Here is a 16,531-nt window from a genome sequence, read left to right as displayed (position 1 = left end):
CCGGGCGCAAAGCCGAGTACGCCCCGTATGAGGCCCTGCACCCGGCCCGCCGAGGGCACGCACCGAACGCCGCCGGGCCGCCCTCCGGGCGACGAGGGAGTTTGAAGAGAGGCCCTAGCCTGCCTGGCATGGACAAACGGCTCCGGACCGTCGACCTGGCCCGCCTCGCCGGTGTCTCCACGCAGCAGATCCGCAATTACGAGGACGCGGGTGTGCTGCCGGACGTGCCGCGGACCGGGTCCGGCTACCGGGTCTTCGGTGACGAACACCGAAGGGCCCTGCTCACCTATCGCGCGCTCGCCCAGGGGTACGGGGGCGCGGTCGCGCAGAGCGTCATGCGGGCCGTCCGCGCCGGTGACGAGCCGGGCGCCCTCGCGGCGGTCGACGCGGCGCACGCGGCAGCGCACGAGCAGCGGCGCGCGCTGGCCGCGACCCGGGAGGCCCTCGCCGCCCTCGCGAGCGCCGCCGCGTCCCGGGGCACGGCGGACGACCTGCGGATCGGCGAGGTGGCGCGGCTCGTCGGCGTACGGACGTCGGCGCTACGCGTATGGGAGGCCGCGGGCCTGCTCACGCTGCGCCGCCAACACGGCACCTCCTACCGACTGTTCGGCCCCGACGACGTACGCGACGCCCGCATCATCCACACCCTGCGCGCGAGCCACTACCTCTTCGGCCAGATCGCCCCGGTCCTCACCGACCTGCGCGCGAGCGGCGACAGCGAGGCGCTGAAGGCGGCCCTGGACGCCCGGACCCGAACACTCGGCGCCCGCACCCGCCAGATGCTGCGAGGCGCGTCCGCGCTGACCGAGTACTTGGACGGCCCGGTGATCGAGCAGGGCTGAGCACGTACGCCTCGTAAGGGCGCGGGGAACTGCGCGAGCAACCACGTCAGGCGGGCGCTCGCGAGTGAAGCCGGGATGGCGACGGCGGTTGGCTTGAGGGGCGCGGGGAACTGCGTGATCAGCGACGACCGGCGTGCGCCAGCGAACGCACCCTCGACCCCCATGGCGCGACGGCTACGAAGCGCAGCCCCGAATCAAAAGGCGCCGGACGCGTCAGGCGTCCAGCGCCGAACGCCACACCCGCACCGCATCCGCGGAAACCGGCTCGTCCCACCCGCCGGGACGGGACGCCCCGCCGATGTGGAACGCCGAGACCCCGGCGGCCCGCAACCCCGGCACATGCTCCAGGCGGAGCCCACCGCCGACCAGGAGCTGCTGCTCGTACCCGGGTTCGCCGGCGCGCGCCGCCTCCGCGACGAGCACGTCGAGCCCCGCGTCCACGCCCTGCGCGGACCCGGCCGTCAGATACGTGTCGAGCCCGGGCAGATCCGCCAGCTGCTTGCGCAGGGCGTCCCGGTCCGCGGCCCGGTCGACGGCCCGGTGGAACGTCCACCGGCATCCGTCCAGCTCCGCCACGATCCGTTCGACGGCCACCAGATCGGGGCCGTCCTGCTCGTCGAGGAACCCGAGCACGAACTCGTCCGCGCCCGCGGAGCGCAACGCCCGCGCGGCCGTCACCAGTGCGTCCGCCTGGGCGGCGCCGCCCACCGAGAAGCCGTCCGCGAGGCGGAGCATCACGCGCAGCCGGATGTCCACGGCGGCGCGGATCGACGTGAACGTCTCCACCGACGGCGTCAGTCCGTCCGCCGCCATGTCGGTGACCAGTTCCAGGCGGTCCGCACCCCCGGCCTGGGCGGCGATCGCGTCCTCGGCGTCGAGAGCGATCACCTCCAGGACTGCACGCTTGCTCATGAGGCTCCTGTCACGACGACCCGCCCGGGGTACCGGCTATAGGTCTAGTCCAATGTCCCGGCCAGCCTACGCCGCGTGCACCGTGAACGCAGCCGTCCTGACCTCCCCGCCGTGCCTGAAGTCCAGGAAGATCCGGTACGTCCCCGCGCTCGGCGCCGTCGCGGTGAAGGAAACCCCGGGCCCCGGCCCGCCGTCGTGCGGATGAACGTGAAGGTACGCGAGGTCGCCGGAGCGCAGCGCGACCAGGTGACCGTACGCCCCGAGGTAGGGCTCCAGGTCGGTGACCGGCCGCCCGTCCTTGCCGACGCGCAGGGTCAGTCGTCCCGCCGCGCCCGCCCGCAGCCCGCCCTCGACCCGGACCTCGTAGCCGCCCGACACGCGCGCCGTCGCGGAGTGCCCGGGCAACGGGGCGGGCGCGTACCGCCCGGCGACCCCGAGGTCCGCGCCGAGCGTGAGCCCCTCGCGCTCGCCGCGCGGCGTGAAGTCCGCGAAGACCCGGTAGCCGCCCGCCTTCGGCAGCGAGACGCGCGTCGACCAGGTGCCGTCGGCGGCGCGTGCGGGATGCAGATGCCGGTACGCGGTCAGGTCGTGCGAGGCGACGATCAGGTGCAGCTCCTTGCCGTGCTCCGTCTTGTACGCGGTCACGGGCTTGCCGGTGGCGTCTTCGCGGATGGTGAAGCGCAGCCCGCCGGTCCGTCCCGTCAGCCGGTCGCGCTCCAGGTCGAGCGTGTAGCCGCGCTCGGAGACCTGCGGCCCGCCGGGCACGGCACCGGCCCCGGCGTCTGCCCCGCCGTCCTCGTTCTCCGCGTGCCCTCCGTGTTCCGGCGCCGGCCGCTCCTGTGCGGTGACGGGGCCGAGCCCGCTGCCCACCCCGTACGCGGTGCCGAACGTGGCGGCGACGGCGGCGGCGAACGCGGTGATCTTCAGTCCGGTGTGCATGGCGGGCTCCTCGTCTCGGCGTACCGACGTACCGTGACGATACCCCTAGGGGGTATCAAGTCAAGCCGGGGCGAACCTTGCGATCGATACCCCCTAGGGGTATAAATGGATCTCGTCGGGGGTACCCGCCCCCCGTACCCCGAGTGCCCGCGGGACCGCCCCCAAGGAGGCAGCATGTCGGCGCAGACCGTCGCCCCACCCGCGCAGGTGGAACTCGCCATCGGCGGCATGACCTGCGCGTCGTGCGCCGCCCGCATCGAGAAGAAGCTGAACCGGATGGACGGTGTCGAGGCGACCGTCAACTACGCCACCGAGAAGGCGAAGGTCACCTTCGACGGCGAGGCCGGGGTCCGGGTCGCGGACCTGATCGCCACGGTCGAGGCCACCGGGTACACGGCGCAGGAGCCCGCGCCCGTCCCGCGGGAGAGCCCCGACCGGGACAGCGGCGACGATGAACTGCGGCCTCTGCGCCAGCGGTTGATCACGGCGGTCGTGCTCGCCGTGCCGGTCGTCGCCATGGCCATGGTCCCGGCCCTCCAGTTCACGTACTGGCAATGGCTCTCGCTCACACTGGCCGCGCCCGTCGTCACGTACGCGGCCTGGCCCTTCCACAAGGCGGCGTTCACGAACGCGCGGCACGGCGCCGCGACGATGGACACCCTGATCTCGGTCGGCACGTCGGCGGCGTTCCTCTGGTCCCTGTGGGCGCTGTTCCTCGGCACCGCCGGCACGCCCGGCATGACGCACCCCTTCGAGCTGACCATCGCGCGCGGCGACGGCGCCGGAAACATCTACCTGGAGGCCGCGGCCGGGGTCACGGCCTTCATCCTCGCGGGCCGTTACTTCGAGGCGCGCTCGAAGCGGAAGGCCGGCGCCGCACTCAAGGCGCTCCTGGAACTCGGCGCGAAGGACGTCACGGTCGTACGGGACGGTGGCGGCGAAGAGACCGTGCCGGTCGGCGAGTTGAAGGTCGGCGAGCGCTTCCTCGTGCGGCCCGGGGAGAAGATCGCCACCGACGGCGCGGTCGTCGAGGGGTCGTCCGCCGTGGACGTCTCCATGCTCACCGGAGAGTCCGTGCCGGTCGAGGTCGCGGTCGGCGACGCGGTGACCGGGGCCACGCTGAACGCCGGCGGACGGCTCGTCGTCGAGGCCACCCGTGTCGGCGCCGACACCCAACTCGCCCGCATGGCGCGGCTGGTGGAGGACGCGCAGAACGGGAAGGCCGCCGCCCAGCGGCTCGCGGACCGGATCTCGGCCGTCTTCGTGCCGGTCGTCATCGCGCTCGCCGTCGCCACGCTCGGCTTCTGGCTCGGCAACGGCGCGGGCCTGACCGCCGCGTTCACCGCCGCCGTCGCCGTACTGATCATCGCCTGCCCGTGCGCCCTCGGCCTGGCCACGCCGACCGCGCTCATGGCCGGCACCGGCCGCGGCGCCCAGCTCGGCATCCTCATCAAGGGCCCCGAGGTCCTGGAGAGCACCCGCAAGGCCGACACGATCGTCCTCGACAAGACGGGAACGGTGACGACGGGCCGCATGACGCTCCTCGCCACGCACGTCGCCGAGGGTGCCGGTACCTCGGAAGCCGAGGTCCTGCGGCTGGCGGGCGCCCTTGAGCACTCCTCCGAGCACCCGATCGCCCGCGCCGTCGCGGCCGGCGCGGCCGCCCGGGCGGGGACGCCGCCCGTCCCCGAGGACTTCGCCAACAGCGCCGGGCTCGGCGTCCAGGGCGTCGTCGAGGGGCACGCGGTGCTCGTGGGGCGTGAGCAGCTCCTTGCCGAGTGGGCGATCCGCCTGCCCGCGGACCTGGCCCGGGCCAAGTCCGCCGCCGAGGCCGCCGGGCGTACGGCCGTCGCCGTGGCCTGGGACGGTGAGGCACGCGCCGTCCTGGAGGTCGCCGACGCGGTGAAGGAGACCAGCGCCGACGCCGTCCGCCGGCTGCGCGCGCTCGGGCTCCGCCCCGTGCTGCTGACCGGTGACAACGAGGCGGTGGCCCGTGCGGTCGCCGCCGAGGTCGGTATCGCGGCCGAGGACGTCATCGCCGAGGTACTGCCCCAGGACAAGGTCGACGTCGTCAAGCGGCTTCAGGCGGAAGGGCGTTCGGTGGCGATGGTCGGCGACGGCGTCAACGACGCGGCGGCGCTGGCGCAGGCCGATCTGGGGCTCGCGATGGGTACGGGTACGGACGCGGCCATCGAGGCGGGGGATTTGACGCTGGTCCGGGGGGACTTGCGGGTCGCCGCCGATGCGATTCGGTTGGCCCGCGCGACCCTCGGCACGATCCGGACGAACTTGTTCTGGGCGTTCGCTTACAACGTGGCCGCGCTGCCGCTGGCCGCGGCGGGGTTCTTGAGTCCGATGATCGCCGGGGCCGCGATGGCGTTCTCGTCGGTGTTCGTGGTGGGGAACAGCTTGCGGCTGCGGCGCTGGCGCTGAGGTCACGGGGCTCCGCCCCGGACCCCGCTCCTCAATCGCCGGAGGGGCTTGTCTATGGTTGCTCACCGTGATCATGCGTATGCGTAAAGTTGCCGCCTACCTGCTGCTCGCCCTCTCCGCCAGCGCCTTCGTCGCCCTCTGCGCCGTCCAGCACGCCCCCATGGCCGACGTCCTCGTGTATCGAGCCGAAGGCGCCGCTGCGGCGGGCGGCGGGCGCGATCTCTACGGGTTCACGGTCACGGCGTGGCAACTCCCCGCCACCTACCCCCCGTTCGCCGCACTCCTCTTCGTTCCCACCAGCTGGCTCCCGCTGCCCCTGCTCAAGGCCGTCTTCCTCCTCGGCAACATCGCGCTCACCGGGCTCCTGGTCCACCTCTCCTGCCGCCTGGCGGGGCTGCGGTCCACGCGGGCCGCGGTATGCCTGGTCACCAGCGGGGCGCTGTGGCTCGAACCTGTCTTCCAGACCGTGCTGTTCGGCCAGATCAACCTCGTCGTGGCCTGTCTGATCCTGTGGGACCTGACCCGGCCGGCCGGCGCCCGGGGCAGGGGGATCGCGCTCGGTGTCGCGGCCGGGATCAAGCTCACCCCGGCCGTCTTCGTCGTCTACCTGCTGCTGACCGGCCGCCGCCGCGAGGCGATGTGCGCGGCGGCGGGCTGCGCCGGCACCGTGGTGCTCGGGGCGCTCGTACTCCCGTACGCCAGCTGGGAGTTCTGGACGCGGCGGCTCTACGAGACCGGGCGCGTCGGCAAGGCCTGGATCGTCGACAACCAGTCGCTGCAGGGGCTGATCGCCCGCGCGCTGCACCTCGCCGAGCCCGGACTGCTCTGGGCCGTCCCCGCGGTACTCGCCGCCCTGGCCGGGCTGTACGCGGCCACGCGCGCGCGGACCGAGGCGCGGGGTGTCGCCCTCACCGCGTTCACCGCGCTCCTCGTCTCGCCCATCAGCTGGTCCCATCACTGGGTGTGGTGCGTGCCGCTGCTCGCGGTCCTGTGGGCGGAAGGCCATCGGCGGGCGGTCCTCGCCGTGGCGCTGCTGTTCACCGCCCGCACCATGTGGCTGCTGCCCCACCAGGGCGACCTGGACCTTCAACTCGCCTGGTGGGAGCAGCCGTTGGCGTCGCCGTATCCGCTGCTGGGGCTCGGCCTCGTCCTCGTGGCGCTGCGTCAGCCGTCGGCCAGCAGCTCGTCCGCGTCGACGATCCGGTACGCGTAACCCTGCTCGGCCAGGAAGCGCTGGCGGTGCGCCGCGAAGTCCTGGTCGATGGTGTCGCGGGCGACCACCGAGTAGAAGCGGGCCTCGTGGCCGTCCGCCTTCGGACGCAGGACGCGGCCCAGGCGCTGGGCCTCCTCCTGGCGCGAGCCGAACGTGCCCGACACCTGGATGGCGACCGTCGCCTCCGGCAGGTCGATGGAGAAGTTCGCGACCTTGGAGACGACCAGCACGGAGATCTCGCCCTGGCGGAACGCCTCGAAGAGCTTCTCGCGCACCGCGTTCGTCGTCTCGCCCTTGATGACGGGGGCGTCCAGGTGCTCGCCCAGCTCGTCGAGCTGGTCGATGTACTGGCCGATGACGAGGGTCTGCTCACCCGCGTGCTTGCGCACCAGCGCCTCGGTCACCTTCCGTTTCGTCGCCGTCGTCGCGCAGAAGCGGTACTTCTCCTCGGCCTCGGCGGTCGCGTACGCGAGCCGCTCGGAGTCGGTGAGATTGACGCGGACCTCGACACAGTCGGCCGGGGCGATGTACCCCTGCGCCTCGATCTCCTTCCACGGCGCGTCGAACCGCTTCGGGCCGATGAGCGAGAAGACGTCCGACTCGCGGCCGTCCTCGCGGACCAGGGTCGCGGTCAGACCGAGGCGGCGGCGCGCCTGCAGATCGGCGGTGAACTTGAAGACCGGCGCGGGCAGCAGATGCACCTCGTCGTAGACGACGAGACCCCAGTCGCGGGAGTCGAACAGCTCCAGGTGCGGGTAGACACCCTTCCGCTTCGTCGTCAGCACCTGGTACGTGGCGATGGTGACCGGGCGGATCTCCTTGCGCGTACCGCTGTACTCGCCGATCTCGTCCTCGGTGAGCGAGGTGCGCTTGACCAGCTCGTGCTTCCACTGGCGGGCCGAGACGGTGTTCGTGACGAGGATCAGGGTGGTGGCCTTGGCCTGCGCCATCGCGCCCGCGCCGACCAGCGTCTTGCCCGCGCCGCAGGGGAGTACGACGACGCCGGAACCGCCGTGCCAGAAGCCCTCGACCGCCTGCTTCTGGTACGGGCGCAGCGCCCAGCCGTCCTCCGCGAGCTCGATCGGGTGCGCCTCGCCGTCCACGTACCCGGCGAGGTCCTCGGCCGGCCAGCCCAGCTTCAGCAGCGTCTGCTTGATCTGGCCGCGCTCGGAGGGGTGCACGGCCACGGAGTCGGCGTCGATCCGGACGCCGACCAGCGGCTGCACCCGCTTGGAGCGCAGGATCTCCTCCAGGACCGGGCGGTCCGTGCTCGACAGGACCAGGCCGTGCGCCGGGTGCTTGGAGAGCGTGAGCCGCCCGTAGCGGTCCATGGTCTCGGCGATGTCGACCAGCAGCGCGTGCGGCACCGGGTACCGGCTGTACTCCACGAGCGCGTCCACGACCTGCTCCGCGTCGTGGCCGGCCGCCCGCGCGTTCCACAGCCCCAGCGGCGTCAGCCGGTAGGTGTGGATGTGCTCGGGTGCCCGCTCCAGCTCGGCGAACGGGGCGATCGCCCGGCGGCAGTCGTCGGCCCGCTCGTGGTCGACCTCCAGGAGCAGGGTCTTGTCCGACTGGACGATGAGTGGACCGTTCACGCGCGGCACCCTTCCGTTGGGCCCATCTGGCCAAACGTCCAGTGTGCCTCATCGGGCGGCGCGGTGGCGTGGACGCCGGGGGCGACGGGGCGCTCGGCGGGCTGATCGGGACCGGCCCCGGCACCCTGACCGCGGTGGGCGTCCCGCATCCGGCCGGCGGAGGCCCTGCGCCGCCGACCGCTCCGGTTTTTCATCTCGCCGGGCGGCACCTGTAACGCGACCGCCCCGCCGAAGCGTCAACAGTTCAGAACGGACGCGTAGTCGGGAGGGGACACAGATGCGCAGACCGGCGCGCCGGACCGAGGAGATCGAGGAGTTCATGCGGACCGTGAGCCCGGCCCTGTTCAGGTCGGCGCTCCTGGTCTGCGGGGACCATCACCTCGCCGAGGACCTGGTGCAGACGACTCTGGGCAAGGTGTTCGTGTCCTGGGGGCGCGTGCGCAGGGCCGACCATCCACCGGCGTATGTGCGCGCGATGCTGATGCGCACCTACCTCTCGTACGCCCGGCTGCATCGGGCGTCCGAGAAACCGATGGACGAGCTGCCGGAGCAGGCCGCCGGCACTCACGACCCGGCCCTGCGGCTGACGCTGGTGAACGCACTGGCAGAGCTGCCGCCGCGGGACCGGGCCGTGGTCGTGCTGCGCTACTGGGAGGACCGCAGTGTCGCCCAGACCGCCGCCGAACTGGGCCTGAGCCAGGGGAACGTACGGATTCGCAGCATGCGGGCGCTGAAGTCCCTGCGGGGCGCGTTGGCCGACGAGGACGACGTCCTCGCCGGGAAGTAGGGGAGTGAGGGAGCTGTCATGAAGAGACTGCAGCGGTACGGGGACGGGCGCGACGCCGTCCGTCAGGCCCCGGACGAAGCGGAGTTCGAGCGCCGGCTCGGAGCGCTCCTCGACGGGTACGCCGGTGAACTGGCGGGACCGGGCGAGGACCTGGTGGCCGGCGGCATGGTCCGCGGCCGGCGGATGCGCGGCCGGCGCCGGGCGCTGTGGGGCGCGGCCGCGGTCGTCTGCGCCGGCGTCGTCGCCGGCGGGGCGGCGCTCGGCGCGGGACCGGGCGGCGGGCCCGCCGCGCAGGCGGACGGGGTGACGATCCCGGTGTTCGAGCCGGTCGCCGCCGCCTCGGGGCCGCCGGCCGGAACACGGCCGCTGACCGGCGAGGAGGCCGTCACGACACTGCGCGGGCTGCTGCCCGGCGCGCCCGCCACGACCGGACGGCGCGGGTGGCAGGGGCCCCGGGAGGCGGCGCGGGCCGACGCGGGCGGCCGGCTTCTCGTGGCCGGCGCGGAGGTCACCGTCAGCGTCCAGGGCAACGTGCAGCTGACCGCGGTCGAGGCGCTCGGCAAGGACGCGGCCCGCACCGCCGCCGAGGAGGCGGGACGGCAGGACAAGTCCGGCACCACCGCCCCCGACAAGGAAGCCGCCCGGGACGCCTCGGGCCAGGGCACGAAGGACAAGGGGGCGAATGGCGAGGGGGCGAAGAAGGTACGTCCCGTCACCCGCGCCGAACTGCGCACCTTCTACTCCTGCGCCGCCAAGGCCGCACCCGGCATCACCGTGAGCGGCTGCGACGCCCGTAATCTCGCCGACGGCTCGGTCCTGATCACGTACGAGGAACACGACGGGCGCCTCGTGCGGCGCACCGCCGACCTGCTCCGCAAGGACGGCACCCGCGTCGTGGTCACCACGGCCAACGCCGCCGACGCCGAACGCGGTCCGGCGAGCACCGCCACGCCGCCGCTGACCACCGCGGAACTGGCCCGCGTGGCACGGGCCAAGGCGTGGCAGCCCTGGGTCAAGCCGTAGCCGCGGAGCCGGGGCGGCCCTCAGTTCTCCGAAAGCTCCGCCACTCCCGTCACACGGTGCAGCGGATATGTGCGGACCTCGTCGGCCGTGTGGTCGTACGCCGTCACGAAGCCGCCCTCGACGCGGATGGGGGCGATGACGCGCTGGCTGGCGGCGCCCTCCGCGTTCACGTATCCGATCCACAGGGTGTCGCCGGTGAGGACCGCGGCCTGCATCGTGGCGAGGGTCTCGGCCGCCGCGGTGCGGGGCAGCTCACCCGTCCCGGAGTGGGCGGGCGCCGCCTTGTCCGGGTCCTTGCGCGGCGCGGTCGCCGCCACGTCACCCGCCCTGATCGCCCGGATCGCGGCGTCGAGGAGCGTGCCGTCGGGCAGCGCGGGCCCGTCCGGGACCGGCTCGGGGGCGGTGCGCGGCGGGGTGCGGTGCGCGTGCGCGCGGGTGATCAGGACATCGCCCTCGGACGTCTCGGCGGCCGGCGCGAAACCCATCGAGCGCAGGCCTTCCAGGAGCGAACCCGGGTCCACCTGCGCCGCGAGGACGGTCGGAGCGAGCCGCCGCAGGCGCAGCGGCGCCGACCGCTTGTCCGCGAGGATCTCGCTCATCACGGCGTCGTCGTCGCAGCGGACGTACGCCGACGCCGCCCCGATCCGCAGATGCCCGTGCCGCCTGGCCACGTCGTCGATCAGATATGTGAGGGGCTGAGGGACCGGCGTACGGGAATGCTCGGCGAGGAAGACATGCAGGTCGGACGCCGTGCGGCCGGCGTCGAGCGCCCGGCGCACCGACCCCGGCGTGAACCGGTACACCGTCGCGCCGCCCTTCGACTCGACATCGGCGAGCACGGACAGGGCATCCGCCAGCGGGCGCACCAGAGGCCCCGGCGCCACCGCCGTCAGGTCCGCCTGCAGCAGGACGTGGTCCAGCGGCTCGGGCAGCAGCGGGGCGATGAGCTTCTCCGCTCTCGCCGTCGCCGCGGCCTGCTCGGCGGGGCTGAGATCCTGCCCCGCGAGCAGCGCGCGGCCGTGCGCCGAGAGCGCCCCGCGGCCCGTCACCCCCAGGAACTCGGCGTCGGACAGCGTCCACTGGGCCAGCCGCGTCCGCAGCTCCCGGGCGGCGGGCGAGGGCCGCTCCCAGGTCAGCCGGGCCACGACGGACTCCGGGTCGGGCGCCGTGCCCTCCGGCAGCCCGGCCAGCAGGGTCAGGACGCGGTGCCGCACCTCCGGCGCCGCCGAGCGGTCCAGGTGCGGGCCGAGCGCCGACAGCGTGCGGTCCTTGCTGTCCCGGCCGCCGACCAGGCCCGCCGTGCGGGTCGCCGGCAGCCAGGCCGTCACCAGACGCGTCCACCGCTCGGCCGGGGGCCGCTTCAGCCACTCGTCGTACGCGGGCGTCGCCGCGTACCGCTCGTCGGCCTCCCCGTCCGGCGCCAGCAGGCCCGCCGCGTAAGCGAGTTCGGCCCAGAACGCGGCCTGCGGCTCCGTGCTGTCCAGGGCCGTCGCCGTGCGCTTCAGATCCCGGACGCTCAGACCGCCGGCCCGCAGCACCGTCGGGCCGCCCTCGTCCCAGTCCTTCAGCAGCTCCTCGACGGTGGCGAGCGCCGTGTACGCCTGCGCCGCCGCCGCCGCGTCCACAACCTGTGGACGGTGCGTCGTCTTCTCCCGCACGTCCGGCGCCACCGGCTCCAGCTCACGGTGCGCCCGCCCGCCGCGCAGGTGCAGCGCCGCCTCGCGGGGCAGCACGACCGTGCCCGGCGCCGTCGGCAGCAGCAGCCCCCGGTCGAGCAGCCAGCGCAGATGCGCGGCCGGCTGCGCCGTCACCTGCCCGTACGGTGGCCCCCACAGCAGCCGGTTCAGCACGTCGATGGACTGCGCCGGGGCCTCGTCGAGCAGCCGCGACATCCGGGCACCGTCCGCGAAAAGACCCGTCAGCGCCGCCACCGCCGACACCCCGTCGTGCGTCGACTGCAGCCCCGCCGCCGCGACGATCTCCTGCAGCCGGGTCGGTGACAGACCGGCCGTGGCCTCGGCGACCGTCGGGCCGAGCCCCGTCGGCGACGGATGCTGCGGGGCCGGCGCGAGCAGCTCGCGGGCCGTCCGCACCAGGCGCAGCTGATCGTCGCCGCCCCACAGCAACGCCTGCTCGCGCAGCGTCGTCACCGCGCCCGGCAGCGCCCGCGCCGTGTGCTCGCCCGGCAGCAGACCGAGCAGCGTCTCGTACGTCGCCGGTTCCGGGGCCACCGCGAGCGCCTGCGCCACCTGCTGCGTGAACCGGTCGAGACGGTCCAGGGCACGCACCACCGAGGCACGGGTGCCGGCCCTGGTGGCCAGCTGGGTCAGGTCGTTCGGGACCGGACCGAGCAGGTCGGGGCGGGCCCGCAGGAGGCGGGCCAAGGAGGCGTCGTCCCTGGCGCGGAGGGCTTCCGCCAGGGACCGTGGGGCCGTGGTGCTCGCCGCCGGGTTCTGCTCGTTGGGGCTCATCTGACCCACGGTAGCGGGCCGGTGAGTTCTGGCAGCGATTGAACAATTCAAGCCCCTCCGGCGATTGCCGGGCCCGGTCCGGGACGGAGCCCCGTGACCTGTGCTCCGACGGGACCGGCATTCGCGATACCGTCGGGACAACAACTGCTGCACCCCGGAGGGGACTTCGTGGGGATCGAGAGTGATCAGCTCGTCTTCGACTATCTGAGCCGGGTCGGCGACCTGGCCCATCAGCGGCAGCTGCCGTCGGCGGCCCGGATGCGCCTGGTGACCGAGTTGCGGGGAGAGATCGACCGGCACCGCGCCCAGGTCACCGTCGACAGCCCCGCCGCCGTGCGCCGCATCCTCGACCGGCTCGGCAGTCCGGACCGGCTCGTCAGCGGGGCCCAGGACGGCGGGCCCGCCTTCGACCCGGCCGACTCCCTCACCCGGCCGCTGCCCGAACAGCGCGCCCCCAAGAGCGGCGGGCGGCGCCGGATCGTGCCCCGGCCCCGGCGCGAGCCCCCGCCCGAGCGCGCCCGGGACGACTCCGACGTGCCGGCGCCACCGCATCTCGCCGGCACCGACGAACTCGGCACGTCCGGCGCGGAGACCGACTGGTGGCGGATCGGCGCAGGGGGCGCCGGGTCGCTCTCCGACACGGACAGCGTGCCCGGGTTCACCGGCGGGGTGGAGATCCCGGACATCCTCAAGCCGCCGCGCAAGGACGGCGGGCCCGATCTGCGCAAGAAGCGGGTGCCGGTCGGGCCGGATCCGGCCGATGAGGCCGACGCCGATGCCGTCGAAGCCGATACCGAGGGTGCCGCGGTCGAGGCGTCCGAGGTGCGCGGCGCTCGGCGGTTCGTGCCCCGGCGCGTGCCCCGGGTCATGCCGGCCGGCGGGTTCACCAACCCCGTGCTGCTCCTCGCCGCCGCCGCCCTCGTCGCCGGTGCCGCACTCGGCAACGTACTGGCCCTCCTCATCGGCTGGGCCGTCGTCTACCTGTCCCGGCGGCTGACCATGGGCCAGAAGAAATGGGCCGTGTTCGGACTGCCCGGCCTCACCGCGGTGGGCGGCATCGTCTGGCTCTGGGGACGCAGCGTCGGGCGGTGGGGCGCGCCGATACCCTCCGGGCAGATGAGTGGCGCGCTCGGGGAGACGTGGCCCTGGGTGCTCCGGGGCGCCGCGATCGCCACCGCGTTGTATCTGGTGTGGCGGTCGCAGCGCAGTCGGGGGTGAGTTCAGCCGGTCAGGTCCGACTGGAGTTCGGCGAGGACCTTGTTCGCCGCCGTGTAGCCGATGCCCTGGATCCACAGTTCGTCGTCCACCTGGAACACCCGGTCGTCCCTGACCGCCCTGAGGCCCCGCCACAGACCGCTCGTCGTAGTCTGCGTGACCTTCGCCTTGGCCGGACTGCCGTACGTCGACGTGAAGATGACGTCCGCGTCCGCCTTGTCGATCTGCTCGGGGCTGACGTCGTAGGAGAAGCCGTCCTTGGCCTTGTCGGTGATCGCGGGGCGGCCGAGGCCGACGTCGGCGAGGATCGTGCCGATGTAGTTCTGCTTGCCGTAGATGCGGATGTCGGCGCCCTCGACGAAGCGGACGACGTTGATCTTCGTTGCCGCCGTCTTCTGCTTCCCGCCCAGTGACTTGGTGACCGCGGCCACGCGGGTCCTGTACTTCTCGATCGCGGTATTGGCTTCGGCCGTTTTGCCGAGGGCGTCCGCGTGCACGCGGAAGTTCTGCTTCCAGGGGTAGCCGGTCGACTCGGTGAGGACCGTGGGGGCGATGGCGCTGAGCTGCTGGTAGCGCTGGGCGTCGCGGGCCTTGTTGCTGAGGATCAGGTCGGGCTTGAGGCTCGCGATCTTCTCCAGGTTGGGGTTCGCGATCTCGCCGACCTCGGTGATGCCGGTCGTCTGCGACTTCGGGAGGTACGAGAGGAAGGAGTCCTCCGCGCCTGCCCGGGTGGCGCCGACGGGCTTCACTCCGAGGGTGATCGCGGAGTCGAGTTCGGCGGTGTCGAGGACGACGACGCGCTTCGGGTCGTTCTTGACCTTTACGTCGCCCATGGCGGTCTTGACGGTGTGCGTCGTGCCCTGGGCGCCGGTGCCGGCGTTGTCCTTCGCCGAGTCGGAGCCGGAGTCGGTGCAGGCCGTCAGGAGCAGGGCGGCGCCGAGGGCGAGGGCGCCGGCCAAGGGGCCGCGGAGGGTGAGGGAGGCAGTCATGTGGGTTGCCTTTCGCCATGAATGGAGGGTGGCCGCCCGGGCGATCGCCGGCGGCTTCCCGTTTCGCGTCGGTAAGTGTGCGGGTGGGTCCGGTGCCGCCCGGGGTATGTCCGTGCTCGCTGCTTCGCCGGGCGCCACCGCGTGAACTGCGCTGCGCGTGAAGCCCCTCCGGCGCTTGAGGAGCGGGGTCCGGGGCAGAGCCCCGTGACCTGTGCCGCGGCGCCGGGCAATCGATCCGCTCAGCCGGCGGCACGCCACGGCGCACCCGGGACCACCAGCGGCGACCCAGTGACCGGGTCCGGGACCACCACGCAGTCCAGGCCGAACACGTCGTGGACCAGCGCCGCGGTGACCACCTTCGACGGGGCTCCCTCGGCGACGATGCGGCCCTCCTTCATGGCGACCAGGTGATCGGCGTAGCGGGCCGCCTGGTTGAGGTCGTGCAGGACGAGAGCGATGGTACGACCCTTGTCATGGTTCAACTGGCTTACCAGGTCCAGGACTTCGACCTGGTGCGCGATGTCGAGGAACGTCGTGGGTTCGTCGAGGAGGAGGATGTCCGTCTCCTGGGCGAGTGCCATGGCGATCCAGACGCGCTGGCGCTGCCCGCCGGAGAGTTCGTCCACGTTGCGGTCCGCGAGGGCCGCGACGTCGGTACGGCGCATGGCTTCGGTGACGGCGTTCTCGTCGGCGTCGGACCACTGCTGCCACCAGCTCTGGTGCGGCTGGCGGCCGCGCGAGACGAGATCGGCGACGGTGATCGCCTCGGGGGCGGTGGGGGACTGGGGGAGCAGTCCGATCCGCTGGGCGATCTTCTTGGTGGGCAGTTCCGCGAGGGCCTTGCCGTCGAGGAGGACCGAGCCGCCCGCCGGCTTCAGCAGCCGGCCGAGGGCTCGGAGCGTCGTCGATTTGCCGCACGCGTTCGGGCCGACGATCACGGTGACCCGGCCGTCGGGCACCCTCAGATCGAGGTCGTGCACGACGGTGCGGTCGTCATAGGCGAGCGTCAGGTCCCGGGCCGTGAGCCGGCTCATGCGGTGCCTCCGGAAGTGCGGACGGAGCGGCTGCGGATGATCAGGTGGATCAGGTAGGGCGCGCCCACCGCCGCGGTGAGGACGCCCACCGGCAGCTCCGTGGGGGAGAACAGGCGGCGGGCCAGCAGGTCGGCCACGACCACGATCACCGCGCCGAGGAGCGCCGAGCAGAGCAGCGGGATCTGGGCGGTGCGGGTCAGGCGGCGGGCGATCTGGGGGGCGAGCAGGGCCACGAAGTCCACCGGGCCCGCCGCTCCGGTGGCGAGGGACGCCAGGATCACGCCGAGGGCGACGAGGCCGAGGCGTACGTGGCCCAGGCGCACCCCGAGCGCGGTCGCCGTGTCGTCGTCCATCGAGACCGTGCGCTGCGCGCGGGCCGCCCAGGCGATGAAGGGGGCGAGGAGGAGCAGGCTCCAGGCGAGCGGCTGCGCTTCCGGCCAGCCTCGGCCGTTGAGGGAGCCCGTCATCCAGATCTGTGCCTGCTGGGCGACCAGGTAGTCGCCCTTCGTCATGAACAGCGTGGTGATGGAGCGGAGCGCGATCGCGAAGCCGATGCCGATCAGGACGAAGCGGGTGGCGTGCAGGCCGCCCCGCCAGGCGAAGACGTAGACGAGGGCGGCCGCCAGGACTCCGCCGGCCACGGAGATGTAGGGGAGGAGCGTGTAGGAGGTCAGGCCGAAGGTCATGGCCGCCACCGTCACGGCGCTCGCGCCCTGGCTGATGCCGATGATGTCGGGGCTGGCGAGGGGGTTGCGCGCGACGGTCTGGATGAGCGCGCCCGCGACGCCGAACGCCGCGCCGACCAGGAGGCCGACCACCATGCGGGGTTCGCGCAGGGTGCCGACCACGAGTTCGTCGGGGGACGGCTGCCCTGTGAGGACCTTGAACACCTCTGCCGGGCTGGTGAACGTCTCGCCGACGCAGAGGTGGGCCAGGCAGCTCGCGGCGAGCGTGAGGGTGAGGAGCACCGCCACCGCCGTCGCCCTGCGGTGCAGGAGGAAGCGGGCGCGGCCCGCGCGGAGCACCGTGTAGCCGGCCGGGCGCACCCCGGTGAGTGGGCTCATGCGGGCACTGCCTT

At 73.3% G+C, this 16,531-nt stretch carries 13 protein-coding genes; 6 read left to right on the top strand and 7 right to left on the bottom strand.

Features of this window, described 5'->3' with window-relative positions:
* Positions 1–128 precede the first annotated feature (128 nt).
* Positions 129–842 carry a MerR family transcriptional regulator gene (locus tag AB0J02_RS08830; RefSeq protein ID WP_363192879.1) on the top strand — a complete coding sequence of 238 codons (714 nt, stop codon included), beginning with the start codon at positions 129–131 and terminating at the stop codon, positions 840–842.
* A gap of 213 nt (positions 843–1,055) precedes the next feature.
* Here the strand turns inward: AB0J02_RS08830 and AB0J02_RS08825 are convergent, their stop codons facing one another.
* Together AB0J02_RS08825 and AB0J02_RS08820 are read right to left on the bottom strand one after the other, a co-directional pair.
* The gene (locus AB0J02_RS08825; RefSeq protein ID WP_363192878.1) at positions 1,056–1,754 is read right to left on the bottom strand and encodes a copper homeostasis protein CutC; all 699 of its coding nucleotides are present in this window, start codon (positions 1,752–1,754) and stop codon (positions 1,056–1,058) included.
* Between the two features lie 66 nt (positions 1,755–1,820).
* Positions 1,821–2,693 carry a hypothetical protein gene (locus AB0J02_RS08820; RefSeq protein ID WP_363192877.1) on the bottom strand — a complete coding sequence of 291 codons (873 nt, stop codon included), beginning with the start codon at positions 2,691–2,693 and terminating at the stop codon, positions 1,821–1,823.
* Positions 2,694–2,867: 174 nt separating this feature from the next.
* Between AB0J02_RS08820 and AB0J02_RS08815 the strand changes: the two genes are divergently transcribed.
* Together AB0J02_RS08815 and AB0J02_RS08810 are read left to right on the top strand one after the other, a co-directional pair.
* Positions 2,868–5,126, top strand: a complete 2,259-nt coding sequence (locus AB0J02_RS08815; RefSeq protein WP_363192876.1) for a heavy metal translocating P-type ATPase — start codon at positions 2,868–2,870, stop codon at positions 5,124–5,126.
* Positions 5,127–5,205: 79 nt separating this feature from the next.
* The gene (locus tag AB0J02_RS08810; protein ID WP_363192875.1) at positions 5,206–6,339 is read left to right on the top strand and encodes a glycosyltransferase 87 family protein; all 1,134 of its coding nucleotides are present in this window, start codon (positions 5,206–5,208) and stop codon (positions 6,337–6,339) included.
* Here AB0J02_RS08810 and AB0J02_RS08805 read toward each other — a convergent pair.
* A complete protein-coding gene (locus AB0J02_RS08805; protein WP_363192874.1) occupies positions 6,291–7,934 on the bottom strand; it encodes a DNA repair helicase XPB in 1,644 nt (547 codons plus the stop codon). The genes AB0J02_RS08810 and AB0J02_RS08805 overlap by 49 nt on opposite strands.
* Positions 7,935–8,211: 277 nt before the next feature.
* Here AB0J02_RS08805 and AB0J02_RS08800 point away from each other — a divergent pair, with 277 nt between their 5' ends.
* Positions 8,212–8,721 carry a SigE family RNA polymerase sigma factor gene (locus AB0J02_RS08800; protein WP_363192873.1) on the top strand — a complete coding sequence of 170 codons (510 nt, stop codon included), beginning with the start codon at positions 8,212–8,214 and terminating at the stop codon, positions 8,719–8,721.
* An 18-nt stretch (positions 8,722–8,739) separates the two neighbouring features.
* Positions 8,740–9,744, top strand: coding sequence for a hypothetical protein (locus tag AB0J02_RS08795; RefSeq protein WP_363192872.1), 1,005 nt, complete (start codon positions 8,740–8,742; stop codon positions 9,742–9,744).
* Positions 9,745–9,764: 20 nt separating this feature from the next.
* Here AB0J02_RS08795 and AB0J02_RS08790 read toward each other — a convergent pair whose 3' ends face one another.
* Positions 9,765–12,215, bottom strand: a complete 2,451-nt coding sequence (locus AB0J02_RS08790) for a helicase-associated domain-containing protein (RefSeq protein WP_363192871.1) — start codon at positions 12,213–12,215, stop codon at positions 9,765–9,767.
* 168 nt (positions 12,216–12,383) lie between these two features.
* Between AB0J02_RS08790 and AB0J02_RS08785 the strand changes: the two genes are divergently transcribed.
* A complete protein-coding gene (locus AB0J02_RS08785; protein WP_363192870.1) occupies positions 12,384–13,433 on the top strand; it encodes a hypothetical protein in 1,050 nt (349 codons plus the stop codon).
* Between the two features lie 2 nt (positions 13,434–13,435).
* On the opposite strand, the gene AB0J02_RS08780 is transcribed toward AB0J02_RS08785, so the two are convergent.
* From AB0J02_RS08780 to AB0J02_RS08770, 3 genes are all read right to left on the bottom strand, one after another.
* Positions 13,436–14,419: an iron-siderophore ABC transporter substrate-binding protein gene (locus AB0J02_RS08780; RefSeq protein WP_363192869.1), complete on the bottom strand. Its 984-nt coding sequence runs from the start codon at positions 14,417–14,419 to the stop codon at positions 13,436–13,438.
* A gap of 239 nt (positions 14,420–14,658) precedes the next feature.
* Positions 14,659–15,453: an ABC transporter ATP-binding protein gene (locus tag AB0J02_RS08775; RefSeq protein WP_363192868.1), complete on the bottom strand. Its 795-nt coding sequence runs from the start codon at positions 15,451–15,453 to the stop codon at positions 14,659–14,661.
* Entirely contained in the window at positions 15,450–16,517 is a 1,068-nt protein-coding gene (locus tag AB0J02_RS08770; protein ID WP_363193042.1) for an iron chelate uptake ABC transporter family permease subunit, read from the bottom strand. The genes AB0J02_RS08775 and AB0J02_RS08770 overlap by 4 nt, the downstream gene beginning before the upstream one ends.
* Positions 16,518–16,531 lie beyond the last annotated feature (14 nt).

Origin of the sequence: Streptomyces sp. NPDC050264 (genome assembly GCF_040655895.1) — a bacterium.
Lineage (GTDB): Bacteria > Actinomycetota > Actinomycetes > Streptomycetales > Streptomycetaceae > Streptomyces.
This window is presented reverse-complemented; position numbering and strand designations above follow the sequence as displayed.